Origin of the sequence: Paenibacillus solanacearum (genome assembly GCF_910593845.1) — a bacterium.
Lineage (GTDB): Bacteria > Bacillota > Bacilli > Paenibacillales > NBRC-103111 > Paenibacillus_G > Paenibacillus_G solanacearum.
Map to the genome: position 1 here is coordinate 176,493 of NZ_CAJVAS010000011.1, position 25,481 is coordinate 201,973.

The 25,481-nt window shown below is 57.0% G+C and carries 24 protein-coding genes and 1 riboswitch; of the genes, 18 read left to right on the top strand and 6 right to left on the bottom strand.

Annotation, left to right across the window (positions count from 1 at the left end; all coding sequences use genetic code 11):
* The first annotated feature begins 116 nt into the window (after positions 1 to 116).
* The 3 genes from KXG62_RS14775 to KXG62_RS14785 all read left to right on the top strand — a co-directional run bounded on the left by KXG62_RS14775 (position 117) and on the right by KXG62_RS14785 (position 2,461).
* Complete coding sequence (locus tag KXG62_RS14775; protein WP_218092749.1) at positions 117 to 752, top strand: DUF3298 and DUF4163 domain-containing protein; 636 nt, start codon at positions 117 to 119, stop codon at positions 750 to 752.
* 112 nt (positions 753 to 864) lie between these two features.
* Complete coding sequence (locus KXG62_RS14780; protein WP_218092750.1) at positions 865 to 1,536, top strand: Rossmann-fold NAD(P)-binding domain-containing protein; 672 nt, start codon at positions 865 to 867, stop codon at positions 1,534 to 1,536.
* A 49-nt stretch (positions 1,537 to 1,585) separates the two neighbouring features.
* Positions 1,586 to 2,461, top strand: coding sequence for a phosphotransferase family protein (locus KXG62_RS14785; RefSeq protein ID WP_218092751.1), 876 nt, complete (start codon positions 1,586 to 1,588; stop codon positions 2,459 to 2,461).
* A 175-nt stretch (positions 2,462 to 2,636) separates the two neighbouring features.
* Here KXG62_RS14785 and KXG62_RS14790 read toward each other — a convergent pair whose 3' ends face one another.
* From KXG62_RS14790 to KXG62_RS14805, 4 genes are all read right to left on the bottom strand, one after another.
* Entirely contained in the window at positions 2,637 to 3,332 is a 696-nt protein-coding gene (locus KXG62_RS14790; protein ID WP_218092752.1) for a class I SAM-dependent methyltransferase, read from the bottom strand.
* A gap of 79 nt (positions 3,333 to 3,411) precedes the next feature.
* Positions 3,412 to 3,726 (bottom strand): dehydrogenase, encoded by a 315-nt coding sequence (locus KXG62_RS14795; RefSeq protein WP_218092753.1) that lies wholly within the window; start codon positions 3,724 to 3,726, stop codon positions 3,412 to 3,414.
* A 72-nt stretch (positions 3,727 to 3,798) separates the two neighbouring features.
* Complete coding sequence (locus KXG62_RS14800) at positions 3,799 to 4,260, bottom strand: cupredoxin domain-containing protein (RefSeq protein ID WP_218092754.1); 462 nt, start codon at positions 4,258 to 4,260, stop codon at positions 3,799 to 3,801.
* 190 nt (positions 4,261 to 4,450) lie between these two features.
* Positions 4,451 to 4,933: an HPP family protein gene (locus KXG62_RS14805; RefSeq protein WP_218092755.1), complete on the bottom strand. Its 483-nt coding sequence runs from the start codon at positions 4,931 to 4,933 to the stop codon at positions 4,451 to 4,453.
* 182 nt (positions 4,934 to 5,115) lie between these two features.
* On the opposite strand from KXG62_RS14805, the gene KXG62_RS14810 reads away from it, so the two are divergent.
* The 4 genes from KXG62_RS14810 (at position 5,116) to KXG62_RS14825 (ending at position 8,110) form a co-directional block, all read left to right on the top strand.
* Positions 5,116 to 6,033 carry a LysR family transcriptional regulator gene (locus KXG62_RS14810; RefSeq protein ID WP_218092756.1) on the top strand — a complete coding sequence of 306 codons (918 nt, stop codon included), beginning with the start codon at positions 5,116 to 5,118 and terminating at the stop codon, positions 6,031 to 6,033.
* A gap of 63 nt (positions 6,034 to 6,096) precedes the next feature.
* The gene (gene uptA / locus KXG62_RS14815; RefSeq protein WP_425517345.1) at positions 6,097 to 6,708 is read left to right on the top strand and encodes an undecaprenyl phosphate transporter UptA; all 612 of its coding nucleotides are present in this window, start codon (positions 6,097 to 6,099) and stop codon (positions 6,706 to 6,708) included.
* 156 nt (positions 6,709 to 6,864) lie between these two features.
* Positions 6,865 to 7,431, top strand: coding sequence for a thioredoxin family protein (locus tag KXG62_RS14820; RefSeq protein WP_218092757.1), 567 nt, complete (start codon positions 6,865 to 6,867; stop codon positions 7,429 to 7,431).
* Between the two features lie 40 nt (positions 7,432 to 7,471).
* Positions 7,472 to 8,110 carry an MBL fold metallo-hydrolase gene (locus KXG62_RS14825; RefSeq protein WP_218092758.1) on the top strand — a complete coding sequence of 213 codons (639 nt, stop codon included), beginning with the start codon at positions 7,472 to 7,474 and terminating at the stop codon, positions 8,108 to 8,110.
* 203 nt (positions 8,111 to 8,313) lie between these two features.
* Here the strand turns inward: KXG62_RS14825 and KXG62_RS14830 are convergent, their stop codons facing one another.
* A complete protein-coding gene (locus tag KXG62_RS14830; RefSeq protein WP_218092759.1) occupies positions 8,314 to 9,642 on the bottom strand; it encodes an ABC transporter substrate-binding protein in 1,329 nt (442 codons plus the stop codon).
* A 216-nt stretch (positions 9,643 to 9,858) separates the two neighbouring features.
* On the opposite strand from KXG62_RS14830, the gene KXG62_RS14835 reads away from it, so the two are divergent.
* The 9 genes from KXG62_RS14835 (at position 9,859) to KXG62_RS14875 (ending at position 20,443) form a co-directional block, all read left to right on the top strand.
* Positions 9,859 to 10,755, top strand: a complete 897-nt coding sequence (locus KXG62_RS14835) for an AraC family transcriptional regulator (protein WP_218092760.1) — start codon at positions 9,859 to 9,861, stop codon at positions 10,753 to 10,755.
* 230 nt (positions 10,756 to 10,985) lie between these two features.
* On the top strand, positions 10,986 to 11,252 hold the full coding sequence (locus tag KXG62_RS14840; RefSeq protein WP_218092793.1) for a hypothetical protein: 267 nt from the start codon (positions 10,986 to 10,988) through the stop codon (positions 11,250 to 11,252).
* Between the two features lie 761 nt (positions 11,253 to 12,013).
* Positions 12,014 to 12,283 (top strand): hypothetical protein, encoded by a 270-nt coding sequence (locus tag KXG62_RS14845; protein WP_218092761.1) that lies wholly within the window; start codon positions 12,014 to 12,016, stop codon positions 12,281 to 12,283.
* 259 nt (positions 12,284 to 12,542) lie between these two features.
* A riboswitch (cyclic di-GMP riboswitch) is annotated at positions 12,543 to 12,631 on the top strand.
* 409 nt (positions 12,632 to 13,040) lie between these two features.
* Positions 13,041 to 15,140, top strand: a complete 2,100-nt coding sequence (locus KXG62_RS14850; protein ID WP_218092762.1) for a methyl-accepting chemotaxis protein — start codon at positions 13,041 to 13,043, stop codon at positions 15,138 to 15,140.
* A gap of 51 nt (positions 15,141 to 15,191) precedes the next feature.
* Positions 15,192 to 16,244, top strand: coding sequence for an ABC transporter substrate-binding protein (locus tag KXG62_RS14855; RefSeq protein WP_218092763.1), 1,053 nt, complete (start codon positions 15,192 to 15,194; stop codon positions 16,242 to 16,244).
* A 19-nt stretch (positions 16,245 to 16,263) separates the two neighbouring features.
* A complete protein-coding gene (locus KXG62_RS14860; protein WP_218092764.1) occupies positions 16,264 to 17,088 on the top strand; it encodes an ABC transporter ATP-binding protein in 825 nt (274 codons plus the stop codon).
* Positions 17,085 to 17,921: an ABC transporter permease gene (locus KXG62_RS14865; RefSeq protein ID WP_218092765.1), complete on the top strand. Its 837-nt coding sequence runs from the start codon at positions 17,085 to 17,087 to the stop codon at positions 17,919 to 17,921. The genes KXG62_RS14860 and KXG62_RS14865 overlap by 4 nt, the downstream gene beginning before the upstream one ends.
* A gap of 55 nt (positions 17,922 to 17,976) precedes the next feature.
* Positions 17,977 to 19,314 (top strand): UbiD family decarboxylase, encoded by a 1,338-nt coding sequence (locus tag KXG62_RS14870; RefSeq protein WP_218092766.1) that lies wholly within the window; start codon positions 17,977 to 17,979, stop codon positions 19,312 to 19,314.
* A gap of 343 nt (positions 19,315 to 19,657) precedes the next feature.
* Positions 19,658 to 20,443 carry an alpha/beta hydrolase gene (locus KXG62_RS14875; RefSeq protein WP_218092767.1) on the top strand — a complete coding sequence of 262 codons (786 nt, stop codon included), beginning with the start codon at positions 19,658 to 19,660 and terminating at the stop codon, positions 20,441 to 20,443.
* A gap of 223 nt (positions 20,444 to 20,666) precedes the next feature.
* On the opposite strand, the gene KXG62_RS14880 is transcribed toward KXG62_RS14875, so the two are convergent.
* Entirely contained in the window at positions 20,667 to 21,953 is a 1,287-nt protein-coding gene (locus KXG62_RS14880; protein ID WP_218092768.1) for a glycoside hydrolase family 18 protein, read from the bottom strand.
* Positions 21,954 to 22,528: 575 nt separating this feature from the next.
* On the opposite strand from KXG62_RS14880, the gene KXG62_RS14885 reads away from it, so the two are divergent.
* The gene (locus tag KXG62_RS14885; RefSeq protein ID WP_218092769.1) at positions 22,529 to 24,253 is read left to right on the top strand and encodes a serine/threonine-protein kinase; all 1,725 of its coding nucleotides are present in this window, start codon (positions 22,529 to 22,531) and stop codon (positions 24,251 to 24,253) included.
* A 336-nt stretch (positions 24,254 to 24,589) separates the two neighbouring features.
* Positions 24,590 to 25,480: a CpaB family protein gene (locus KXG62_RS14890; protein ID WP_218092770.1), complete on the top strand. Its 891-nt coding sequence runs from the start codon at positions 24,590 to 24,592 to the stop codon at positions 25,478 to 25,480.
* The last annotated feature ends 1 nt before the right edge of the window (position 25,481 follow it).

Genomic DNA, 25,481 nt, shown 5'->3' on the forward strand with positions numbered 1-25,481 from the left:
TTACAGCTCCGTACGACGGTCGGCCGCACCTTGCGCGGATCCGCCCGAGTCATGGCTCGCTTCCCCTCGGCATATATTTCATAGCATCCTAGGGAAAAAATGAGGGGGCGGGTGCAATGGACAGGGCGTACGGCGGGGAAGTCAGGGCGGGACAGGAGAAGATCGTAACGCGGACGCTCGTGAAGCCGCGGCTGGACGTGAAGTATCCGCAGGTGGAGGGCATTCGTGACAGCCTTGTCCAGCGCATGATCAACAGTGCGATATTGGACGCGCAGTATGACTTGATCCGTCAGCAAGGGTATGTCGGCGATCCGACCAAAACGGTCACGGGCAATTACAGCGTCAAGCTGCACAAGAACGGGCTGCTCAGCCTGCTGTACGAAAATTTCGGGTATGCGCAGGGGGCTGCGCATGGGATAACGTACCAGAGCTCGCAAACGTTCAACCTGAAGGACGGGACGGAATATAAGCTGGCCGATTTGTTCAAGCCCGGCAGCGACTATATTCGCAGATTGTCCGAGATCATCAAGCGGGAATTTCAAGCGAGCGACATCCCGATGCTGACCGAGTTTCACGCCATCCCGCCGGATCAGCCGTTTTACTTGAGGGACCGGGCGATCGTCATATATTTTCAACTGTACGAATACACACCGTATGCTTACGGGTTTCCGACATTCGAAATTCCGTTTGCCGAAGTACAAGACATCATCGACCCTGCCGGCCCGATCGGGAAGATTCAGGCGTCGCGGTAACGATAGCGGACGCTTCGCCTGGTGCGGAGGGTCCGTTTTTATGTATGCCGAAAAAAAGACAAGCCGGCCAGTTCTGACGTCTTTCAACAACGATTGCGAAGGAGGATACGCCATGAGAAATCGCGTAGCGATTGTTGCCGGCGCGACGGGCCTGATCGGCCGGGAGGTCGTTAACGAGCTGCTTGCTCGGCAGAACTACGGGAAAGTCATCGCCTTGGTCCGTATGCCGCGGGAGGAATGGGACGGAGCATGTATTCAATTGCAAACGGATTATTCGTTCGAGTCTTTGGAAGTGCAGCTCGAACCTTATTTGCCGGGGGCGCATCTGTTTTGCTGCCTTGGCACGACGATTAAGACAGCGGGAACCCGGGAGCGGTTCAAGGCGGTTGATTACGAATACCCGATGCGGCTCGGTCGGGTGGCGGAGTCGTACCAAGCTTCGCAATTCGCCATCGTCACGGCGATCGGAGCGGATGCGCGGTCCGGCGTATTTTACAGCAGGGTAAAAGGGGAGGTCGAACAAGATCTCATGCGTCTGCGTCTTCCCGCCCTGCATCTCTTCCGGCCATCGCTGCTGCTGGGCAGCCGCGCGGAATTTCGGCTCGGGGAACGGGCGGCCATGGGACTGCTGCTGATGATATCTCCGCTGCTGGCCGGACCGCTTCGCCCGTACAAGCCGATTGCGGCCGAACGGGTAGCCCGGGCAATGGTGAGGGCGGCGCTGTCGGAACGGCAAGGGAGCCATGTGTACACGTATGATCAAATGATCGCTTTGAACGAGTGAAGCATCGTTCCAGTGGCAAGGCGATGACGGAACGGAGGAATGGCAGCCTATGTATGAACCATATATCGACAGGATTACCGAAGTGTACCCCGATCTGCGCATTGACGACTGCGTGCCGAGCGACATCGGGCAAAACAACGACGTGTTCTTTATTAACCGGTCGTTGGTGTTCCGGTTTCCGAAGTATGAAGCCGGGATTGACGCCTTGAGTAAAGAAAAAACGATCCTTGAACGTATCTCATCTTTCGTGACGCTGCCGATACCGCTGCCGCAATACGAAGCTTTCGAGAAACGGGAAGCAGGACACGTATTTATCGGTTACCCGCTTATTCCCGGAGAGCCGCTATGGAAAGAAAGCCTTAACGGGATTGCGGACGGCCGTGTTGTCAACCGATTGGCTTCGCAGCTTGCTGCGTTTTTGACGGAGCTTCATTCGGTACCTGCGGAAATCGTACAGGCCGTTCGCCAGCCCGATGACCGGGACCCGTTGGATGAAATGAGCGAGCTGTTCAACCAAATACGACATCTGCTGTTCCCTTATATGCGAAAAGACGCCCAGGCAAGCGTGACTGAGACGTTCGAAGCGTTCCTGAACGGCGAAGCCGGCTCCGGGATCGAAACGACGCTGATTCACGGCGACTTCGGGGCGTCCAATATCATATGGCAGCCGGTAACGGGTGCGGTTTCGGGCATTATCGATTTTGGAGGCTCCGGCTTGGGCGACCCGGCGTATGATTGGGCAGGCATAAGGGCGAGCTACGGCGAACATTTCTTTGACATGTGCATGGAGCACTACCCGAACGGACCGAAAGTGAAGGAACGCGTGACGTTTTATCAAAGCACTTTTGCGCTGCAGGAAGCGCTGCACGGGCTGCTGCATCACGACAGGCAGGCGTTTGAAGCCGGGATAAAAGATTACAGATAAAGCAGGGCAGTCGATACCGGCATGCTGCATCGGCATCTGTTAACGCTAAGCTGTCCGCTGCACAGCGGGAAGAGCGTCCTCGCGTCAGCGTGGATCGGAATCGTCGCGGCTGCGGCTCGGGCGCTCTTGGCATGACCGGAATCGTACTCGCTCGCGCGGGCGGGTGCGCGGGCAACTATTTTTTTCTAGCGATCAGCATACTGGAGAAGGGAAGCGCGTATCGGTAGCGCTGGACGATCATGTCTTCCGTGAGCGTCGACACGATCTGCTCGTACGGCTTCGTCTGGCGGCAATCGGACAGCACGAGCACGCCGCCCGGCCGGAGCACGCGCCACATCTCCAGTACGGCCAGCTCCCGGTCGTCTGCGGTCGGAAGGCGGTGCACGAAGGCGTGGGAGACGACGGCTTCGAACGATTTGTCGGCAAAAGGCAGTCGCTGCGCATCGCCGTCCATCACCCGGACGCTCGGTGTGCGTTCCAGCTCGCAGTTGCGCAGCAGCGCCTGCCGCTCCTTGTCCGCTTCGGCCTCCTGGGAACGCTGTGCGATCGCCGTCACCTTCGCGCCCTTCTGCGCCGCGGCGATTGCGAGCAGCCCGCGGCCTGCGCCCACGTCGAGCACCCGCTGTCCGCTGCGCACCTCAGCCGCTTCCAGCACAGCCTTGCGGTGCCGCAGCTTGATCCAACCGGAGTAGAGCAGCATCCAAGCTCCAGCCAGCAGCGTGACGGCGGCTGCCGCAGCGATGCATGCTCTGAGCCACAGCCACGGCATATCGACCGTGAACAGCAGCCCGAGCAGCACTGCACCTGCCCCCCATTGCAGCGCCAGCAGGCGCGGCGCATCAAGACCATACCTCAAATGAAAGCTTCCCATCTTGCATTCTCCTTTCGATCGCTGGGCTTGTCCGCAGCGCCGGCCTGCCGCGGGGGAAAGACTGACGCGGGAATCCGCGTCAGCCCCCGAACGCATCGCGGAACGCCTTGGCGAGCGCTTCAGGCTCGACGTTCCACAGCTCGGCGATATCTCCGCATACATTGGCGTCGAACCAGTCCGCCAGCAGCTTGCGATTGCTGCGGTTTTCCACAATGTACGGCAAGTTCAGCAGCACCTTCTTGTAATAGAGCTCGTCGGCTTTCGCCACGAGGTCCGCGGCGATATAGCCGCCCAGCTTCTTCCTCGCCCGATACAGCTCTTTGCTGCATGCGCGCCGTATGCCGCGCGCCGTAGGCAGGGGCTGGCTGTGCTTCATGTGATTTCCTTGATTCATCTTCGCATCCGCACGCTCCTTCCTGCTATATGCTATGCGCAAGCAGGGCGGGTGGTACGGATGAATTGCAGCTTACTCGTCTACCACAAGGTAACCGACCATCGGTCCGTGATGGGCGATATCCGGATGGGTCAGGCAGATGATGCGGTAAATGCCCGGCCGATCGGCGCGGAAGCTGACGACCGTCTCCTGGCCTTTCTTCACTTCTCCCTTGATGTTCAGGCCGTCGATGATAAAAGGGTGGCTGGCCCCGTTCACACCGAAAATGCTGAGCCGGATGCGCTCGCCCTTTTTCACATAGACGGTCCCCGGGTCCCAGCGGTACGCTTCGATGGTGCTGCCGTCCGGCCCCGTCGATTTGAATTCGCCGGTCACGAGGTGAATCGTCCGCTCCTGTCCCTGATTGGCGGAGAGCGTCGCCTGCGCTTCGTCCCGGCCGAAGTAAAGGAGCACCGCCGCCGTGAACAATAGCGCCGCAAGGCCAAGCTTCAGTAAGCGGAGCTGTTTTTTGCTGACAACGAGAACTTGGATCATGTCATGAAGCATTCCCTTCGCCATGAAGACTGGTTTGTACCAATCTATGCGGCAGCTTGTCAGCGCATGCCTTGGTTTGATCGGAAGGAACGGATGAGGCCGCGGGGTTCGATAGGCGGCCATGCTTCACGGCTGCACGCACTTGAGATGCGTGGGCGGGGAGAGCAGGCTTCGGCAATGAAGCGCTGCGTTACAGCCACCGCTGCGGATAAGCGCGCCGGCACAGCCGGTGAAAGACGCATGCGGAGGCGACGATCACGATGGAGCCGAGCAGTGCCGGCGTCCATAGGAAGCTCCAGCCCGCGCCGCCGAGCATGACGACGAGCGGATCTGCCCCGGCCGGCGGGTGCAGCGTGCGCGTCAGCTGCATGCCCACGATGGCGAGTCCTACGCTGAGCGCGGCGGACCAGACGCCGGAGCCGACCGTATGCAGCAGCAGCAGGCCGATCGCCGTGCTGAGCGCATGGCCGCCAATGATGCTGCGCGGCTGAGCCAGAGGGCTATCCGGCAGCGCGAAGGCGATGACGCAAGAGGCGCCGAACGGAGCCATCAGCAGGGGAAGACCGGCCGCATGCCCGACGGTCATGCAGACGTAGATGGCGAGGAAGCCGCCGGCCCCCGGCAGCAGCAGCGCCAGCACTTGTTTCCAGAACGGGTTCAACTTTATTTCCATAGAAGCTCATCCTTTCGAGTGCAGGCGGTTGCCTTGGGATGAGAGCTATGCTAGCATATGAGTATGCTATTTGAAAAATGAATGTTATAAATAATAACCATTCGAAATATCGATGGATATAAACGGATGCAGGTGCAACCGTCATGGGATGCACATCGTATTGGGAGGGGGAGAGCGGCTTGATGATTGACCGATTGGAAGGCCGGACGTTCCGGACGCTGCTCGTCGTGATGGAGGAGAAGAGCATCAGCAAGGCAGCGGAGAAGCTCGGCTATGTACAGTCGACGGTCACGACGCAGATTCGGCTGCTCGAGGAGGCGTTCGGCCGCAAGCTGTTCGACCGGCTGCCCCGCGGCGTCATGCCGACGGAAGCGGGCCGGATAGCGGCCGCGTATGCCCAGCGGTTTCTCCAGCTTGGCTCGGAGCTCGAGGCGGAGCTGCGGGAGACGGGCGAGCCGTCGGGCCCCGTTCGGCTGCGCGTGCTCGAGTCGTTCGGCGCCGCGATGCTGTGGGAGTCGCTGCAATCGTTCCTGTCCGCTTATCCGAACGTGGAGCTGCGGCTCGACACGGGCTTCCAGTCGGACACGGTCGAAGCCGTCGTGAGCGGACAGGCCGATCTCGGCCTCGTGCCGGAGGACCCGGACGAAGCGGAGCTATCGTTCGAGCCGCTGCTGGCGGACGAGCTTGTCTGGATCGCTTCCCCGCAAGCGGCGGAAACGATCGGCGCGCTTGGCTGGGAAGCGTTGAAGCCGCTCAAAGTGATCGGCTTCGGCCCGCGCTGCCTCTATACGAGGCACGCGTCGGAGCGGCTGGCCGAGAATGGCGCCGGCTGCCGCGGCATGATCGAGTTTGCCTCCGCGGAAATGATCAAGCGTTCGGTCGAGAGCGGCTTGGGTCTGGCCTATTTGCCCCGGCTTAATGTGGCGAAAGAGCTTGCGGAAGGGAAGCTGGCCGAATGCGCCGCGCTCGGGCGGCAGCCGATCCGCTACGGCCTAATCTCGCTGCGGAGGCGGGAGCTCCTGCGAGCTGCGAAGCTGCTGCGCGAGCAGCTTCGCAGCGATTTTGCTGGTGGGCGGCAGGATGAGGTTGTGATAGAATAAAATGAGTTTGCGAGACGGACAAGACGACATTACTTATTGTGGAGAGGAAGAGGCTGGAATATCATGGGTGAGCTGCTGCATGGCTTGATTCAATCGGCGCTTCATTTTATCGAAGGGCTGGGCGTTTGGGGGATCCTGCTGGGGCTGATGCTGGAAGTGATCCCGAGCGAAATTGTGCTTTCGTACGGGGGGTACCTCGTTTCTCAAGGCCGGATATCGCTGGTCGGGGCGATTGTGTTCGGCACGATCGGCTGCTTGCTGCAGCAAGTGATTTTGTACTGGATCGGACGCTACGGCGGCCGGCCGTTTCTGGACAAATTCGGCAAATATTTGCACCTGAAGAAGAAGCATCTGGACATCGCCGAAGGCTGGTTCAACCGGTACGGCGCCGGCATGGTGTTTACCGCCCGCTTCGTGCCCGTGCTGCGGCAGGCGATTTCGATTCCGGCCGGGATGGCGCGGATGCCGATGCTGAAGTTTTTGTTCTATACGCTGCTCGGCACGATCCCTTGGGCGGTCCTCTTCGTCTACTTCGGCCGGGCGCTTGGCGATAACTGGGAACAGATCGACGAAGTGACGCGTCCTTATGTGAAACCGTTCATCTTTGCAGCTATCGTGTTAACGGCATTATACATTTTGTGGAAATATTTTAGAAAAGACAAGTCCAAAGCGTAATGCGCTCATGCCTCCCCCTCCGGCCCACTGGTTGGAGCGGGGGCTTTTTTTTGGTACAATAACCCATAGGAAGGATGGGGCAAGCGATTGCATGCGGCATCCTTCGCGAAGCGCGGCAATCAGGGGCTGTTACCTTAAAGAGGAGGATGGATATACATGGCTAACAATTTGGCCGATAAACTGCGTAAAGGGCTTTACCCGCAGCAATTCATCGACGGGATGACCAAAAATCAGGAGAAATTTCTCGACTGGTTCAATCAATTTTCGTGGCAGAATGAAGACGATAAGGAATTTTTCGAATCGCTGAACAATCGCGACGATTTGCGCTGCCTTATCTTGGCGGCGGATTGGTGCGGCGACGTCGTGCGCAATATTCCGGCGGTTTTCCGCGCATTGGAAATTTCCGGCGTTCCGACGGAGGTGCTGATCAAGGAAGAGCATCCGGACGTGATGGCGCAGTTTTTGACCGGAGGCGGCGAAGCGATTCCGATCGTCATCTTCACCGATTTCAGCGGTCACGTGCTCGGCCACTGGGGTCCGCGCCCGGCGCATGTGCAGGCGGTCATGAACCAGTTCAAGCAGGAAAACCCGGATCGCGAAGCGCCGGATTATCAGGATAAAATCAAAATCGCCCGTGAGGAAATGGGGCGTCAATACGGCGAAGGCGCCGGATACCAGGCGGTCATCGTGAAAGAATTGCGCGAGCTGCTGTCCTCGTTCTAACGCGGCAGCCCGCATCAGCCAAAGGAGACGCGCGAAAACGATGGATGGGAAAGAATTGAAGGTAGAAGCATTCTCGCTCGGTCCGCTGCAGACGAACGCTTATCTCGTATCGCTGCCGGGCGAGAACAGGGGGATCGTCATCGATCCCGGCATGAACCCGCAGCCGCTGCTGAAACGAGTCGGCGACATGGAGATCGAAGCGATCCTGCTGACGCACGCGCATTTCGACCATATCGGCGGGGTGGAGCAGCTGCGCAAGCTGAAGGGCTGTCCCGTCTATTTGCACGATGCCGAAAGCGACTGGCTGACGAACCCGAAGCGCAACGGCTCGGCAAACTGGCCTGAGCTTGGCGGGCCGATCGTCACGGAGCTGGCCGAATACGCGCTGGATGAAGGACAGCGGCTTAAAGTGCTGGACGACGTCGTCTTCCGCGTGTTCCATACGCCGGGTCACTCGCCGGGCAGCGTCAGCTTCCTGTATGGCAAGCATCTGTTCAGCGGTGACGTCCTGTTCAAGCTGTCCGTAGGACGCACGGACTTGACGGGAGGCAGCGAGCGCGAGCTGCTCGAATCGATCCACGGCAAGCTGTTCGATCTGCCGGACGATACGATCGTCTACCCGGGCCATGGTCCGCGCACGACGATCGGATTTGAGCGTGAGAACAACCCTTACGTCTAAATGCAAAGAGAATCCCCCTGAATACGGGCGATTCTCTTTTTTTGATTCGGATGGCACCGGGCAGCGGCAACGGGCGGCTTCGGTTCTTGACCGATGAGACGGTGCGCGTTCGTTTGCGCTCCTCTCACACCCGTCGATCATGCGATGGACAACGCGCCGCCGAGGCGCTGCATCCGCTGTTCATCTCGGAACGGACCGCCCGGTTACTTGGGCCGGTTCGTCTCGATATATTTGTTGATCGCCTCTTCCGATTCGCGAAGAATCGTATTGATGTCTTTCTCTCCTTTGACGACGGGCGTAATATTGGTAGACATCAAGCCTTCGGCGTAGGAGTCGTATTTGCTCACGGGCAGCGCCTTGGCGGCGGACGATTTGAAGGCGGCTTGCACATTTTTGCCTTGCAAATAAGGCAGGTTCGTTCCGAACGATTGCTCGATGCTTTTGCCCTTGAGCACCGGCAGGCGGGCGTTTTTGGCGATCTCCGTCTGCACTTCGTCGGAGAGGATCGTGGCAATAACCTGGAATGCTTGATCCTTATACTTGCTTTGCGCCGTCACGTGAAGAATCCAGGCGTCGGTCTGCATGCCGACGTTGGGACGCTCGGAGAAGGAGGGGTACTGCGCCAGATCCCAGTTCAAATCTTGGGCGACCTTCAGGTTCGGCAAAATGTTGTTGGTCGCGAACATAGCCAAATTGCGTTCCTTGATGAATTGGTCGGAGCCTCCTCCGGCCAGACGCACCTGGTTGTTGCCTGGAATGTCGTATATGCTCTTCAGCAGCTCGAATATTTTTTTCCAGCTGTCATTATTGACCGTGGCCTTCTCTGTCTTCGGATCGACGAAGCCGTACGAGAGGACGGAGGCGACGCGGGTCGATTTGTCCGGCTCCAGCCCGCGATACTGGACGCCGCCGTCGATGCGCGTCACGCTCTTGGCCAGTTCCCTTACTTGCTCCCACGTCATGCCGTCCTTCGGATAGGCGACGCCGAATTTATCGAAGATGTCCTTATTGTAATACAGACCGCTGAAATGCATCGTCCAGGGAAGACCGATCAAGTGGTCCTGCAGGCTTGCCGTTTTGACGGATTCGACGGCAACCGGATCCAGTTTGGAAAGATCCAGATTGAATTTTTTGATAAGCGGCTCGATGTTTTCCTCCAATCCGGTACCCATGAAGCGGTAGATGATCGGGGAAGCCGTCATGACCAGATCCGGTATGTTTCCGCTGGCCAGCAGCTTGTCGAGGGCGAGCTCCGGTTTCGTCATATCCAATATTTCGAATGAAAGGTGAGGGTATCGCTTTTTGACCGGCTCTTCAAAATATTTCTGAAATTCGTCGGGTCCGAGCCAGCCGATGTTGATGGCGAGCTTCAAGGTGACAGGCTCGGTGGACACTTGCGGCACCGTGGTTTTGCCTGTGTCCGCGGGGGCGGTTCCGCCGTTCTCGCCCGTGCCCGTGCTGGAGCTGCACGCCGCTGTCCACAGCATCAGCGAACAAACGGTTGCAGTCATACATACTCTCGTTAATTTCATAGGCTATACCCCTTTCGATAAACCATTTATAATACAATGTATGCGGTTGCAAAAAATGTGGTCGACATGTCAGTCAAATCGCTCTGCTGCGGATACCGACGGCGGGGAGGAAGCGTTCATTTTCGTTCTGACTTCTTTTCATTGTAAAGAAATTGGCAGGATCGCGTAGGACATAATTTCGCAAAGGATCCCATTTTTTCGTGAGGAGTGAACAAGATGACATTATTTCCGATCAACAAGCAGCTGACGGATTACCCTCATATTCCGCAGTCGTTTCCGCTCGACATGACGATCAATCAAATATACCGCCATTTTCCCGCGCACCGGCACGATTTTTTGGAGTTTTCGCTCGTGATCGAAGGCAGCGGCTATGAAGTGATCAACGGGATCAAGCACCCGATGCAGCCGGGGACTTTCACTTTTTTGCTGCCGTATCAAATCCACGAAATTTTCGTCACGTCGCCGCAGCCGCTGCGGCTGTACAACTGCATGTTCGGCATCGATCTTTTGCAGGCCCCGATGGTACGGATGGATTTTCGGGAGCTGTTGTTCTCGAAGGAGCCGCTGCCTTCCTTCATGCATCTGGACGGCGGGGAACTGGAGCAGATGGCCGGCATGCTGATGCAGCTGCATCAGGAAGCGCGCAGCCGAAGCGGGCTGTGGAGGAACAGCCTCATGCTGGCGAAGCTGACCGAAATTCTCGTCCGCTTCGACCGCTTGCGAAGGAGCGGAGGCGTCGCCAAGCCGAAGGAAGAGTCGGGGATGAGCTCGGTATGGCCGATCATCCAATACATACATCATCATTACCGCGAACCGATCTCGCTGTCGGGGATCGCGGTGCTCTTCCGTATGAGCAGCTCGCATTTGAGCGAAGAAATTAAAAAGCACATCGGCATGAACTTCGTTCATTTTCTTCATCGGGTCCGAATCAGCCATGCTTGCGGCTTGCTTGCATCCACGAGCATGAGCGCGTGCGATATTGCCGAGGAAGTCGGCTTCGGCTCGCTGAAGTCGTTCTCGCGCATCTTTCGCGCGATGAAAGGCGTAACCCCCGCGGAATACCGCAAGCGTTGTCACAGCGAGGAAACGATGGGACGGGAGAGCGTACGCTAACCGCGATGGCGGCACCGCGTCCAGCATGTGCGAGCCTGCTTGGACCGTTGCAGCGGGCGGGAGTCCAATTTTGTCGATATATGGGTGAATACCGTGTTCAAGGTAGGTGGATCTCCATAGACTGATGATGTGTTCGATGGGAACACACACAGTCGAAGCGACTGCGGGTTGCCCGTTCGGCGGGTCGACGCGGCGTGCAGCCTGCCTATCTCATGGAGGTGCCTAGTTTAATGGAAAAGTATCAACCGATGGTAAGCCCGATGGCCAATCCGATGCCGGCAGCATATCCTACGGCGGTTTCTCCGGCTGCAGCAGCGCCGCAACCGATGTATGCTTCTCCGGTTAACGTGCATGCCAGCTACGAAGAAATCAATATTTATGCGCCGAAAAAGCATCACCATCATCATGGCATGCATGGCGTATGGACGACGACAGGAGCAATTCTGGTGCTGTACATTTTGCTCGTCATCATCCTGCGCAGCTCGCATCGCCTCTGATGCATCGCCGAGGCCGGCGGTCCGTCCGGTAGCCTAGCATAATGCCGGCTCCGCCATAAGCCGCGACCGGGGCTCCCTGCGTTCGTACAGCTTGCTATTGCGCGACAGCGTTAGCTGGCAGGGAGCCTTGCGAAGGTGGTCAGAAAGGAAGGGCAGCCCACACGGTTTCGCAAGGTTACATAACGCTGTTGGCCGCTCGGCGATGGCCACGACAAGAAGCAGTGATGAAGCCGGAGGTACCGCGCCGGAATAGATAAACCGCTTTCGCATTGGAAGCGGATTGTTGCGCGTTGCTTACTGTTCTTAGAACAACTACAGCGCATTCGGATGGAAGAGAGCGCTACCATATTATAATAGAAGGAATGTAGTATAGCGCATACAGCTTCAGAGGTGAAAAAACGCATACGATGCCGTTAAGGAGCTTTGCCGAACAAGGGTGGCGTGACGAGCGTCCGGTACATGGGATAGGAAACCGGCGCCAAAGGTGCACAGTTCTCATGTGACTTCGGAAGCAAGGAGGACCTTGTTTCATGCCGTATTCGGCTATTTATTTCCCAACTGGCGGATTGCTGCAAAAGAGAGGAAACGCTTAACCCTCCGGCAGCGAGTTTGCGGCTGACCGTAAGCCAAATCAACCTATGCGGCATGACGGTTACGGAGCAGGTCGGGGAAACATCACGGACACGGGACATTCGCCCACACCGCCCGCCCGGATGGCTGCATACTATGCATTAACTAGATTCCAGAGGGTGATCCGTATCATGAACCGATTTCCAATGATGATCCGCAGCGTCAATGAAAGTCTGGATGAGATCATCACCGCTATTGATAAAGTGAATGCCATCTATCAGTCGGCGGAGCAAATGTCTCCGATAGTAAGACAGGTCTCCAAGCTGCTGGCCGACGCGAAAGCGGGGGAGGCCGGACCAGTGCAAACGAACGGAGGCCGCACCAAAGCGGGGCACGTCCGAGCGGTCCGCGGCAAAAAAAGAAAGTCGTCCTCCAGCCGGGGAACCAAACGCGTTTGGTAGCCCCAGTAGACGAAAAAAGCCAGGTTACGGGCGAACTGGCTTTTTTTGGGTTGGCAAACTCTACCAAATCGTTTATACTGAAATCTGTCGAATTGAATTTCCATAATTAAACAATAGATTGCCCCGATTTTTGACCCCAGCAACAAAAAGTAGTTCTTTCGTAGGATATATCTCGTTTCATACGTCCTAACAAATTCAAAAAATGTTGATTGTTGTAAAATGCTGTGTTATGTTATTGGGGAATATTGACTATCTACTCTACTGAAAAAGGCAGACTCTTCGAAAGAAGGGGACGCAAAACCACAGGCCTAAGGAATCATAGGATTTTATGGCGGCTGGGTTTCCAAAGGAGGTAGGACGAATGATCGCTGCTCAATCTGTCCGTTGTTGACCGGATGGTTTTTTATTATGCCTATTTTTGAAAAAATGCTGCGTTATTTTATTCGCCAAGCTCCAGCAGAGGGCAAGGGACGATATGAATCGGCACAATGTCGGAACCTGTCGAGCGAGCGTCATCCTGCGTCGAATGATGCGGATGTGGTCCCGAGGACGGTGTATCGAACGCAGCGCGTGTATCGACATGATCAGAATTAGAACTTATACCACGTCTCCGTTAGGGTTTTCAATCCCTGATCCATTTCATTAGACCGGAGGACCTTGTCATGCAAGGGCACCATCACAGCAGCGAAGTTCACGCTAGTTAAGCACATCACTTTGGTGCGGCGTGTGTTGGGACAAGAAGAGAGGACGAGCATTCATGAAATCTATCAAGCTGCTGACGACGATGTTTCAACCGGTCGTTTTTGCGATGAACAGACTCAAATTTTCGTTGAAATTTGCACTGATCGGTCTGTTTTTAATTATACCGGCGATTGTCATCAGCCTACTGCTTAGCAAGCAAATTTTGGAGCAAATCCGCCTTGGAAACGAAGTCGGGCGGGGATTAAGCTATGTGAAATCGATTCAACAGGCCGTGAACGAAACGATATCTTCCCGCGAAGCGTTACTGTCCTCCGATGCAGGCAAGGCGGACGAGGCCAAGAAACGGTTGGCGGCGGCCATGGACGAATTGTCGGCAAGCGACCGCAAATACAGCAGCGGAGAAGCAACAGGCGAGAAGCTGGAGAAAGTGCAGGAGCAGTACGCCAAGGTGAAAGAAGCGCCGCTTAAAGACAAAAAAGAAATTGTCGACCTGTTCGCGGTTCTCGTGACCGAGCTGAACAACTTGATTACGGCGGTCGGAGATACGTCCAACGTCAACTTTGACGGATATGAGGGCACCTCTTATCTCTTTAATGCGTTTGCCAGCCAAATGCTGCCGCAGACGAACAATACGTCGGTAATGAAAAGCATTGGACCTGACGTGCTGGCGCGGGGCTCATTGACTGAAGATGAAAAGTTATGGCTGCGCACAGCCTCCGTAAAGACGCGCATGAACGCGCTGCAGACGTCCATGGATACGTTTTTCCGGGCCAATCCGAAGTATGCGGAGCAGCTTCAGAAGCCGACGGAGCAGGCGATTTCGGCATCCAATGCCTTTTCCGATCTGGTTGGAACCAAGATGCTGAACGCCGCCGAAATGATGAGCCAGAAAACGGAATTCGACACCGTCGTCTCCAAGACGGAGGAGGCGAACACCGTGCTGTTGAGTGCCCTTTCATCCACGCTGGACGAAATTACGAAGGAGCGGATGGACAGCAGCCGGAGCACGATCGTATGGGTGATGCTGCTCGTCGTATTCGTCATTGTTTTGTCGATTTATTTGTTCTCCGGGTTTTACATTTCGGTCATCCGATCCATTCGCCAGCTGTCGGAAGCGTCCGCCAAGCTGGCGGCCGGGGATTTGCGCACGCAAATTCGGCTTCAGACTAAGGATGAGATGAGCTATATCGCGCAGTCGTTCAACGAAATGGCGGCCTCGCTCGAGAAGCTGATTACGATGAACAAGAAGGTCGTCGATCAAGTGGCGGAGTCCTCCACCATTCTGCTCGAAACCTCGAACGAGTCGGCTTCCTCGACGGAGCACTTCAATCAGGTGATCGGGGACATTGCGCAGGGATCGTCCACGCAATCCGAGGCGGCACAGCAATCATCCACGGCCATGGTCGAAATGGCGGCCGGCATTCAGCGTATCGCGGAGTCTTCTTCGACCGTCTCGGAGGCGGCCATCGTCGCATCTACCAGGGCGGAGAACGGCAATACGCTCGTGCAGACGGCGATCACACAGATCGATTCGATTCATCAAACCGTACAGTTGGCGGCGCAAATCGTTCACACGCTCGGTCAGCGGTCCAGCGAGATCGGACAAATCGTAGGTATGATCAGCGAAATCGCGAACCAGACGAATCTGCTTGCCTTGAACGCTTCGATTGAGGCGGCGCGGGCCGGGGAGCACGGCAGCGGCTTTGCCGTCGTCGCAGCTGAAGTGAAGAAGCTGGCCAATGCCAGCAAGGACCAGGCGCAAAGCATCGACGGGCTGATCAAGGACATTCAGGACAGCGTGGGACAAGCCGTACAAGCGATGAATCAGGGCGTAGATGACGTCAATGTCGGATCGGGCATGATGAAAGAGACGGAAGCCGCCTTCCGTCAAATTATGGAGTCGGTGCAGGAAGTTGCGGTGCAAATTCAGGAAATTTCCGCTGCTGCGGAAGAAATGTCGGCCGGTTCCGAGGAAGTGTCCGCGTCGCTGGAGGAGATGGTCGATATCGCCGCCGTCGCCAGGGACAAGGCGTCGGACGCCAATACTTCGGTTTCCGTTCAGCTGAAATCGGCAGAAACCATTCAATCGTACGCACGGAAGCTGAACGAGCTGGCGATGAACCTGCAAACCGATATGGGCCGTTTTAAAGTGTAGCGGCAATGCATGGGAAGAGCACTTAAGAAACCATTGGGAGGGAATTTATCGATGTTGGGCTGGACAGGAACGAAACGAATTTGGGTAACGGGGATGCTCGTCATGGCGCTGGCTTTGACGGGCTGCGGAGGGAAAGCGACGCCGACGGCCGGAGGCAAGGACGGCAAAGCGGAGGCGCAAACCCAGCAGGAGCTGGTCAAATGGAAGCACGGAATCGTCAAAGCTAGAGGTGACGCTTCGTACCAGCTGATGGCCAAGGAGAAAAACTTCTTCAAAAAACACGGCGTCAATATCGAATATATGGAGTTTGAGAGCGACGTGACGATGCTGCAGGCGCTCGTTGCCGAGCAAATCGATTCCATGGAAGCGAACCCGGCTTCGGCGCTGACGGCCGTACAGCAAGGCGCGAAGCTCAAAGTTATCGGTTCCACGCTATCGGTCAACCCGTTCGTGCTGTACGTAAGAAACAACATCAAGAGCTTCGATGATTTGAAAGGGAAAACGATGGGTACCTCCGCTCCGGGCTCCATGCCGGAAATGTCGGCCAAAGCGATGCTCAAAGCGAAAGGCATCGACGTCAACTCCGTGACGATCGTCAATGCAGGCGCGGACGCGCAGCGTTACCAGGCGCTTGTAGCCGGCAAGCTGGACGCGACGGCGGCCAACAGCGACTACGTCGTGAACGCCGCTTCCGACGGCATCAAAGTGCTGGCTTATGCGTCCGACGTTATCCCGGATTACCCGCGTTTTGTCGTCATTGCCAGCGAGAAGTCGCTTAAGGACAGACCGCAAGGAGCCGTTGGATTTTTGGCGGCGCAAAGCGAAGGCTTGACCTATGCGCTGGAACACCGCAGCGAAGCGATTGCGCTGGCGGCCAAGACGATGAACGTGCCGACGGATAACGAAGGCATCATCCAAGTGTACGATGAGTTTAAAAACAAAAACTTCGTATCCCCAAACCTGGAGATCCCGGTCAAAAAAATCGAGTGGCTGCAGGATTTGCAAGTCGATCTTGGCCGCATGAAAGGCAAGATCGATGTCAATTCCATCGTAGACGGATCGTACCGGGAACAGGCGCTGAAAAAAGTATCGGGCTCCAAATAAGCTGAAAAGGGGCGATCTCATGGACACGAGAGTACCGAAGGTCAAGGTCAGTAATATCAGCAAGCAGTTTACGGTATCGGTCGAGGACAAAGAACAGACCATCCGCGCCTTGGACAACGTTTCCTTCAGTGTCCATGCGGGCGAGATCGTGGCGCTCGCCGGAACGAGCGGCTGCGGCAAAACGACGATGCTCCGGATCTTGATGGGGCTGGAGCAGGCATCATCCGGTACGGTTGAGATCGACGGCAACAAGGTGAACGGCCCCGGGTTCGACCGGGGTATGATTTTCCAGCATGCGGGTCTGCTGCCTTGGCGCAGCGCGCTGGAGAACGTAGAGTACGGGCTTGAGGTCAAGAATATGCCCAAGCAGCAGCGGCGCGTCGTTGCAGAGCATTACCTGGAGCTGGTCGGGTTAAAAAACTTTATGCACCATCGTCCGAATCAGCTTTCCGGCGGGATGCAGCAGCGCGTAGGCATCGCCCGGGCGCTTGCAATCGATCCTGAAGTGCTGCTGATGGACGAGCCATTCGGCGCATTGGACGCGCAGACGCGCGAATCGATGCAGGAGGAGCTGCTGCGCATCCAGCAGCAGACATCCAAGACGATTCTGTTCGTCACGCACGACTTGGACGAAGCGGTGCTGCTCGCCGATAAAGTGCTTGTCATGTTCCCGGGACCGGGGCGCATTCACGAGATTGTCGATATTCAGATTCCTCATCCGCGAACGGATACGATTGCGATTCGCGGGTCTGACGAATTCAACCGGAAACGATATCATATTTGGAAAACGCTCAAGACGTCAAGCGCATTGCAGACGAATTTCATCCCGGCGGAGGTGCGATGATGAACGATTTTCCCGAGGCGCTCGCCAGCCGTGTCGACACGGCATCCGCGCACAAACGGCGCGTCAAGCGCAAGCCGTTCAAGCTAGGCTATGTTACCGTGCTTTCCGTCATTATCGTTTTATTGTGCTGGGAATATTTTGGACGGCAAATTTCCCCGATTTTTTCGTCGTATCCGTCTGCAATCGCTATCGCTTTCTGGGAGTTGCTGCGGTCCGGCGTGCTCGCCAAGGCGTTCTTCCAAAGCATTCAGCCGCTGGCGGCCGGTTTTTTCCTTGCGGCGGTCGTGGGCATTCCGGTCGGGCTGCTGATCGGACGTTACCGCGTCGTGGAAGCGGCGATCAACATCTACGTGCTGGCCGGCTACGCCACGCCGCTTGTCGCGTTAATGCCGCTGTTTACGCTGTGGTTCGGTCTCGGGTTTACTGTAAAAATGGCGATCATATTTACGCTGACCGTCTTTCCGATCATTATCAATACGTCGGATGGCGTTAAGCAGGTGCCGAAGGCGCTGATCGAAGTGGGCATCGCTTTTGTCGCGACGCAATCGGGCATCATGTGGAAAATTATTATTCCGGCGACCATTCCGTATATTATGACCGGACTGCGTCTGGGCGTCGGGAAAGCGATCATTGCGATGATCATCGCCGAATTTTTCTCCGCCATCAGCGGTCTTGGCGGCGTTATTATCAACGCGGGCAACAGCTTTCAGACGGCAACGATGTTCGTGCCGGTCATCGTGCTCATGATTCTCGGCGTCGCGCTCACTAAGCTGGTAGGCATGCTTGAGAAGAAAATCGCCCCTTGGCAAAACGGCAGCGTCGGCCGGGAATAAATTATCGTCACGCACCATCGGGATCAGTCAGGAAGGAAGCAAAGGAGGAATGGTTGTGGAGCAAAGCTTGCGGGCAGCCTTGGAGGCGTATGAGAGGCAAGGAGATGTGCTGCGGTTCAGCAAGGAAGTCGATTGGAATTTTGAAGCGGCTGCGTATTTGTGGAAGCACAAGCATGGACCGGCCGTCATTTTCGATAAAGTGAAGGGCTACGACGTTCCGATTATCGGCAATCTGCTCAATGAGCGCCGCAAGTTCGGCCACGCCTTCGGTCTGGAAGAGAAGCAGATTCAGCCGTATATATTGGAAGCGATCGAACACGGGATTCAGCCGGAGCTGGTAGAGACAGGGCCGGTGCAGGAAGTCGTGACGACCGACGTCGACCTGCTGCGGGACTTGCCGATTCCGATTATTTCGGAAAAGGACGGCGGACGTTATATTTCGGCCGGCGTGTTTATTGCCAAGCATCCGGAGACGGGGCGCCGGAACGTGTCGATCTGCCGGATTCATGTACTGGAAGGCAACAAGGTCGCCCTGCATATGGCGCCGACGCATTTGTTCAGCTTCTACCAGCGCTGCAAGGAGCTGGGCCGGGACTTGGAGGTCGCGGTGCTGATCGGCAACCACCCTGCCATTATGGTAGCTTCGCAAATGCTCGTGCCGAACGACGAAATGGAAATCGCCGGCGGCTTGTTCCGGGAGCCGGTGCGCATGGTTCGCTGCAAGACGATCGATCTGGAAGTTCCCGCCGAAGGCGAAATTGTGCTCGAGGGAGTCATCCGTCATGACGAGCGTGTCATGGAAGGCCCGTTCGGCGAATTCCCGGGCACGTATTCCGGTTCGTCGATGAATCCGGTGCTGCACATTCAAGCGATGACGACGCGGAAAAATCCGCTGTTCCAGATGATCGTGGGGAGCAATCATCCCGAGCATTTGTGGACGGGCGCGATTGCCCGCGAAGCGACGCTGCTGCGGTCGGTGCAAGCGGTTGTTCCGACAGTGCAAGCCGTGTCCATGCCGGAGGGCGGGGTCTGCAGGTTCCATGCGATCATTTCGATCAAAAAACGGACCGAAGGCGAAGGCAAGCTGGCCGCTCTGGCGGCCATTACGGCGCAGGACTTACTTAAATATATTATTGTCGTCGACGACGACATTAACATTCTGAACCATACCGATGTGGAATGGGCGATGGCGACGCGTATGCGGGCGCATGACGATGTGCAGATCATTCGCGACGTGAAGTCGAATCCGATCGATCCGATGGCCATCAACCGTACAGTCAGCAAGATGATTATTGACGCCACCTTGCGAATGGACGAGCGGGAAGGGCGCTACGGCGCAAGAGCCGGCGTTCCGGAGGAAATCATGAAGCGCGTGCTGGGTGAAGCGGAATAAGCCGGTTGAGACGGAATAGTTGGCAGACTTCGGTTCGATGCCAAACGGTCCGAACGTTATAAGATAAGATGATTCCTGCGGTTGTGCGGGGGTCATCTTTTTTTAGGAAGATCGCGTCTGAAACAGGACTAGGTTTCTTGGCGGGACCGTTTGCTGACGGCTGACGGATTGCAAAAAGAGACAAAGCCGGTGTCCGGCGGCCACGCCGTTCGTACGGCCATGCGGTTATACCCGGTTCTGTTTTTTGTTGGAATTTAATACAGATCAAGATATGATAGATTTGCTGGATCATATGAAGTACACCAAGCCTTATACCGGATCAGAAATAAAGGAGGATTCTCGCATGGCATTTATCGATTGTCATTTTTTCTCCGAAACGCTGGGGTTATCTACAGCGATGTACGTCATTTTGCCGCAGAAGACGACCGGTCAAATTGGCATGAAAGGCCACGTCACCGGAGACAAGCATCCGGTGCTGTTTTTGCTGCATGGCATGTCGGACGATCATACGATTTGGCTGCGCCGCACATCGATCGAGCGCTACGTCGCGAATCTGGGGATTGCGGTCGTGATGCCTTCGGTACACCGAAGCTTTTATGCGGACATGGCGCACGGTCCGAAGTATTGGACGTTTGTCAGCGAGGAGCTGCCCCGGATCGCCCGATCCTTCTTCCCGCTGGCGGAGGAGCGGGAGCGAACGTTTGTGGCCGGGTTATCGATGGGAGGATACGGTGCGCTGAAGCTCGGGCTGACGCATCCGGAGCGCTATGCGGCGGCGGCCAGCTTGTCCGGCGCGACCGACGTATTCGAGTTCGCGACGAAGCGAGCGTCGAGCACCGAAGCCGTCAACATCTTCGGTTCGACCGGACTCATTCCGGGCAGCGGCAACGATCTGTTTCATTTGGCAGATCAGCTTGCGGCTTCCGATCAGCCGAGGCCGAAGCTGTATCAATGCTGCGGAACGGAAGATTACTTGCACGGAGCCAACGCCCGGTTTCGCGACCACTGCCGGAGCGCGGGCCTTGAGCTGACATACGAGGAAGAGCCGGGAACCCATGAATGGGGCTATTGGGATAAAAAAATACAGCGCGTGCTCGAGTGGCTGCCGTTAAACGAGGCAAAAGGTTGATCGACAGCGACCTCTCGGTTAGGGTGCAGTCTTTTCGCAGGCCAAACCGAATTGAAGCATTTTCTAAAAAGTCGTCCCTGTGCGCTGCTGCGTCTGCGACGATTTTTTTTTAAAAAGATCGTTGGCGTCTTCCGCAATACGATATGTTTTTGCAAATGCGAAGCAAAAAGAGCACTTTCACGCCGTTGTACGGGAGAAGCGCTCTTTTTGATGCTGCCGACCGTTACCGTTTGACAATTTTGAAATTGTCTTCAAGCAACAACCAGTTTTGCGGAAAACTAAGGCCGAGCTTCCAGTAGCTAATGCCGCGCAGGCCGAGCTCTTTGATCAAATTGAATTTGGCTTGAATGGACCTTGCGTCCTCGAACCATACCGTGTGGCTCCGGCCTTCGTCATCCTTGTAATTAAAATGAGGCGCTTGAGCGGTATAGTCGTACAAAATTTGTACGTTACGATCGCGGGCGAGCGCGATGGCCGCTTGCGGGCTGAGCGCTTTGGCGAACGGGCCGCCCGGAACATAAGGGAGCGTCCAGTCGTAGCCGTACAGATTTTGCCCCATCATAATTTTGGAAGCGGGCATTTCGCTGATCGCATATTCAAGTACCTGACGCACCGGGCCGATCGGCGACACCGGCATGGGCGGACCTCCGCTGTATCCCCACTCATACGTCATAATGACGACGAAATCGGCGACTTCCCCGTGCACCTTGTAATCGTGAGCCGTATACCAGGCCCCGGTCTGGCTTGCGCTCGTCTTGGGAGCAAGTGCCGTCGACATCAGGAAGTTTTCCTGGTGAATCCGTTCGGCGGCTTTTCGCAGAAAACGGTTATAAGCCTCCCGATCTTCCGGTCGCAAATGCTCGATATCGAAGTGAATGTCCCGGAAACCGAGCCGTTTGGCCGTTTGGATGATGTTTTCGAGCAGCCGATTTTGCAGTTCTTCGCTGTTCAAAATCAATTCTCCAAGCTCGGCACTGAACTGGTCGCGCTCCAGGTTAGTGACGACCATCATCAAGGTGACGCCGTTGTTGCCGGCGATCGTACTCAAATCCGTTAACGCCGGGGCTTGCAGCGAGGCGTCGCGCTGAATGCGAAAGCTGAACGGAGCAAGATACGTCAAATGCGGCGCCGCCTCCCGGGCTGACTCCAGCAAAGCGGGCGCAATCGTCGTTCCTCTCGGCTCGATATAAGCGTTCACTTCGGCGTTTCGGCGTGGACGCTGCGGAATAAGCAGCCGTTGACCGATCTGCAGCGTGCTGTTTGCGCCAATATGATTGGCGGCAGCCAGCGCTTGTACCGTAGTGCCGAATTTGCGAGAGATCGTGTATAGGCTGTCACCCCGCTGTACCCAGTAATAATTGCCGGTAATCGGAATGACGAGTGCCTGTCCTACGACCAGCGCATCATCGGTTGAAATTTGGTTGGCTTCCGCAATCGTTTGTACGGGCATTTCGTACGTTTGTGAGATGCTGTACAACGTTTGGCCGGACTGCACAACGTGAATCTGCATCGGTTGTTCCTCCTTACGTTATTGCATTCCAAACATGATGCGCGAGAGCTTCCGTATAGCGGGCTCGACAGTATGGAGACAGAAGACTTGACGCGCTTATAACATATGGGAATGGTAGCTGATATTTCGGTTTTGCTCGGTTGCTTTCTTCTAATGTATGCCGCTCCGGGATAATGGGTGTCTGTCTCGGTCAACGGGCCGCCCAAGATGGCAATTAGGTAAGTGGAAGGGCAGCAGTTGCTAAGCGGAGGCGGCTTGCCGCTCCCACGTCTTGTTCGACGAGGGCATTCGACAAGCAGCAGCACACACCTACAGCCTGTAAAGCGGCAAGTTCATCCGAATGCGGCGCACGGTCGAAACGATAATTGCGTTAAGGAAACAATAAATTGTAAAAAATAGTGTGAATATGTAAAAAGATGTTGCAACATTAGGAAAATTATGCTAATTTAATAACAAATCGATCGACAGAGCGGAAGAACCGCCTTATGACACGCATGATTTGCGTGAGCATAAGGCGGTTTTTGTCGTTTCGACTCGAAACCAAACATACCGCAATGTCATGAGGAGGGGGAACGATGTCGAATCGGGATGTGACGGGAAGCGGGCTGGGGCGTGGCGACATCCTTGCGGACCGCTATCGAATCGTATCCGTGATCGGCAGCGGCGGCATGAGCCGCGTGCTGCTGGCGGAGGATATGAAGCTCGAAGGGAAGCGATGGGCGGTTAAGGAGATGTACGCAGGGGGCGCGCGGACGGAACGAGACGGAGCGGATGCGGCGCTGCGGAGATCGATGCTGCTGGCGGAAGCGGAGATGATGAGCCGTCTGAGCCATCCGAATCTTCCGGATATCGTCGACGTGTTTCCGGTAAATCGAGAAGGCTACTTGTATCTGGTGATGGATTATATCGAAGGGGAAACGCTGCTGGAACGTTTTGAGCGGCAAGGAAGGCGAATGGCTGCGGAACAGGTGGCCGAAGTGGCGCAGCAGCTGTGTGAGCTGCTCGACTACTTGCATACCCTGCGCCCGGAGCCGATCGTTCACCGCGACCTGAAGCCGTCCAATCTGATGCTGGACGCGGGGGGCCGCGTGCGGCTGATCGATTTCGGAACGGCTCGGCGGTATAAGGCGGGCCGGGATGCCGACACCGTCGCGCTCGGGACGGTCGGGTTCGCTGCGCCGGAGCAGTACGACGGCCGGCAGAGCGATCCGCGCACCGATCTGTATGGGCTCGGGGCGCTGATGTATTATTTGCTGACCGGCGGCGCGTACTATGCCGCCGGTCAGCTGTCCCGCGAAGCGGCTGCGCTGCCCGAAGGGCTCGCGCCGCTCGTGCTGCGGCTGCTGCGCGCGAGCCCGGAAGAGCGCTACGCCAGCGCCCGCGAGGCAGGCGAGGCGCTGCGCCGCTGGCTCGCCTCGCGGCAGCCGCAGCCTGCGGCGGCTGTCCCGGGAGCGGCGTGGACGCCGCCGCTCCTTGTGGCTGTCGGCGCCCTGTACCCGGGCGCCGGGGCCACCTTCGCCGCGCTGGCGCTCGCGCGGCTGCTGCATGATCACGGCGTGCCGCATGCCGTGATCGAGCCGCCGACAGCCGGGGCGGAGCTTGCCGCCCTGCTGTTCGCTGTCAAGAACGCACCGCCGGGCTACCGGTGCTACAACACTCCCGCCGCCGTGCCAGGCAGCGGCATCCGCCAAGATGAACGAGCGTGGACCGAGGGTCACACGCTCTGGTTGCCGGCGGAGGAACCCGCGCCGAGGCAGCAGGCAGCCACCGGCGAGACGGCGGAGGCGTTCGGCTCCGCCTACTGGCTCAAGCTGCTGCATGCCATGCGCCGCCCGGTGCTGATCGCCGATGTTGGCGCCGCATGGGAGCATCCCGCGGTGGCGGGGCTGCTGGAAGCGGCGACCGACATCGTCTACATTGTCGACCCGCAGCTGCACAAGCTGGAGCTGGTCGCGACGCGGCACCGGCTGCGCGAGCTCGGCGAATGGAGCCGGGCTCCCGGCCGCCGGCTCCACTGCTTCGCCAACAAGCGCCCGCGTTCGGCGCAGTCGGCGGTGTGGCTGCAGCTGCTGCCGCAGCCGCCGGCCTGCACGCTCCCGGCCGTGGAGGCGGCGTTCATCGCCGAGGCCGGCTGGGCTGGCCGGCTGCCGCACGACATGCCGGCGATCCGGCAGTCGCTGCGCCAGGCGATCCAGCCGTGGCTAAAGGCATGGCTTCGCGACAATGCCGTATCCGGGGCGAAGAAGCAGCGGTCGGAGCGGCAAGGATTGGCGACGAAGCTGCGCAGCATGTTTCAATAACCGTCAGGATGACATAAGCGTAAGAAGGGAGAGGTTCGGGTTGATTCGCGCCAAATGGAGAAAAAAATGGAGAAGCTGGTTAAAGGAACTCCAATTTCCGATGCGAAACAGCTGGGCATAAGACAGATCGGAAGAGGAGGACGCGAAAGGCACGAGAAAGGTTCGACCACCGTCATGCGACGCGGGGTCACGCGCTCCGGATTCGCGAGCGTTGGAGCCTGGACGCAACGAGGGGAGGCCACGGCCAACAGCGGCGTCAATGTACCGATATGAGGGAGGGACAAGCGGTAACGGGAGGATATGATGATGCCGCTTGCTTCCGGGAAGGAGGAACGAATGCGGTACAGGACATGGGTTTTTGGTTTGACCGGCTGCCTGCTGATGGCAGGCTCGGTTTACGGCTTTGTCCTGTTCATGAAACGGGCGGAATGGAAACTGAACGCGATGGAAACGGTGATGCCCGTGCGCATGCTGCAGAGTGGCGAAGTGATCCAGACATCCATGCTGCGCAAAGTCGTGATCGCGACAGCGGCGCATCATACGGAAGGTCTCACCGATCCGAAGGAGGTTGTGGGCAAGACGGTCGTGGCGCCGATTGCGAGCAATGAAGAGATCGCAGCATGGAAGTTATCCGACGGGCCGTCGGTTCCGCTGAAGGGCGAGCGGTATTTCAGCTTCAAGACAGATGCCGTGGCCAATGTCAACAATATGGTTCGGCGGGGCGACCGCGTCGACGTGTGGGTCGAATTTGCGGCGCCCAAGCCGCTGCAGACGACAGACGGTACGCTGTGGAGCGTCGGCGCGGTAAAAATCATTGAAGGGCTTACTGTGAGCGCGGTCAAGACCGCCGAAGGCGCGGAAGTTTCCGATACGGGGGCACTGGAAGCCGTCGTTCAATCGAATCGGACGCAGCTGCACAATGCCCGGTCCAAGCCGCTCGGCAAGCCTGAACTTAATACATATATCATGAACGACGAAATTTACGACGCCTATGTCCTTGGAACCATCGGGGGAACGATTAAGCTGGCCCTTCCCGATCTTACCGCAGCACATGATGCGGGCGCCAGAGTCACGGGCTTGTTTCGCGAGCTGAAGGCGGCGGACGCTTTTACAAAAACGCCGAATGCCGTATCTGTGCGGGGCGAGATCAAACGCAGCGAGGTGAGCGGTCAGGAGCTGCCCGGATGGTCCGCCGCCCCGGAAGCAAAGGCAACGGAGGTGAAATGAC

Excerpts from the sequence above, each read along its gene's own strand:
- KXG62_RS14800 (WP_218092754.1), bottom strand. The coding sequence starts at position 4,260 with ATGATCCAAGTTCTCGTTGTCAGCAAAAAACAGCTCCGCTTACTGAAG.
- KXG62_RS14805 (WP_218092755.1), bottom strand. The coding sequence starts at position 4,933 with ATGGAAATAAAGTTGAACCCGTTCTGGAAACAAGTGCTGGCGCTGCTG.
- KXG62_RS14860 (WP_218092764.1), top strand. The coding sequence starts at position 16,264 with ATGGACACGAGAGTACCGAAGGTCAAGGTCAGTAATATCAGCAAGCAG.
- KXG62_RS14830 (WP_218092759.1), bottom strand. The coding sequence starts at position 9,642 with ATGAAATTAACGAGAGTATGTATGACTGCAACCGTTTGTTCGCTGATG.
- KXG62_RS14835 (WP_218092760.1), top strand. The coding sequence starts at position 9,859 with ATGACATTATTTCCGATCAACAAGCAGCTGACGGATTACCCTCATATT.
- KXG62_RS14865 (WP_218092765.1), top strand. The coding sequence starts at position 17,085 with ATGATGAACGATTTTCCCGAGGCGCTCGCCAGCCGTGTCGACACGGCA.
- uptA (WP_425517345.1), top strand. The coding sequence starts at position 6,097 with ATGGGTGAGCTGCTGCATGGCTTGATTCAATCGGCGCTTCATTTTATC.
- KXG62_RS14785 (WP_218092751.1), top strand. The coding sequence starts at position 1,586 with ATGTATGAACCATATATCGACAGGATTACCGAAGTGTACCCCGATCTG.
- KXG62_RS14875 (WP_218092767.1), top strand. The coding sequence starts at position 19,658 with ATGGCATTTATCGATTGTCATTTTTTCTCCGAAACGCTGGGGTTATCT.
- KXG62_RS14840 (WP_218092793.1), top strand. The coding sequence starts at position 10,986 with ATGGAAAAGTATCAACCGATGGTAAGCCCGATGGCCAATCCGATGCCG.
- KXG62_RS14795 (WP_218092753.1), bottom strand. The coding sequence starts at position 3,726 with ATGAATCAAGGAAATCACATGAAGCACAGCCAGCCCCTGCCTACGGCG.
- KXG62_RS14775 (WP_218092749.1), top strand. The coding sequence starts at position 117 with ATGGACAGGGCGTACGGCGGGGAAGTCAGGGCGGGACAGGAGAAGATC.
- KXG62_RS14825 (WP_218092758.1), top strand. The coding sequence starts at position 7,472 with ATGGATGGGAAAGAATTGAAGGTAGAAGCATTCTCGCTCGGTCCGCTG.
- KXG62_RS14820 (WP_218092757.1), top strand. The coding sequence starts at position 6,865 with ATGGCTAACAATTTGGCCGATAAACTGCGTAAAGGGCTTTACCCGCAG.
- KXG62_RS14790 (WP_218092752.1), bottom strand. The coding sequence starts at position 3,332 with ATGGGAAGCTTTCATTTGAGGTATGGTCTTGATGCGCCGCGCCTGCTG.
- KXG62_RS14780 (WP_218092750.1), top strand. The coding sequence starts at position 865 with ATGAGAAATCGCGTAGCGATTGTTGCCGGCGCGACGGGCCTGATCGGC.
- KXG62_RS14845 (WP_218092761.1), top strand. The coding sequence starts at position 12,014 with ATGAACCGATTTCCAATGATGATCCGCAGCGTCAATGAAAGTCTGGAT.
- KXG62_RS14880 (WP_218092768.1), bottom strand. The coding sequence starts at position 21,953 with ATGCAGATTCACGTTGTGCAGTCCGGCCAAACGTTGTACAGCATCTCA.
- KXG62_RS14810 (WP_218092756.1), top strand. The coding sequence starts at position 5,116 with ATGATTGACCGATTGGAAGGCCGGACGTTCCGGACGCTGCTCGTCGTG.
- KXG62_RS14850 (WP_218092762.1), top strand. The coding sequence starts at position 13,041 with ATGAAATCTATCAAGCTGCTGACGACGATGTTTCAACCGGTCGTTTTT.
- KXG62_RS14885 (WP_218092769.1), top strand. The coding sequence starts at position 22,529 with ATGTCGAATCGGGATGTGACGGGAAGCGGGCTGGGGCGTGGCGACATC.
- KXG62_RS14890 (WP_218092770.1), top strand. The coding sequence starts at position 24,590 with ATGCGGTACAGGACATGGGTTTTTGGTTTGACCGGCTGCCTGCTGATG.
- KXG62_RS14855 (WP_218092763.1), top strand. The coding sequence starts at position 15,192 with ATGTTGGGCTGGACAGGAACGAAACGAATTTGGGTAACGGGGATGCTC.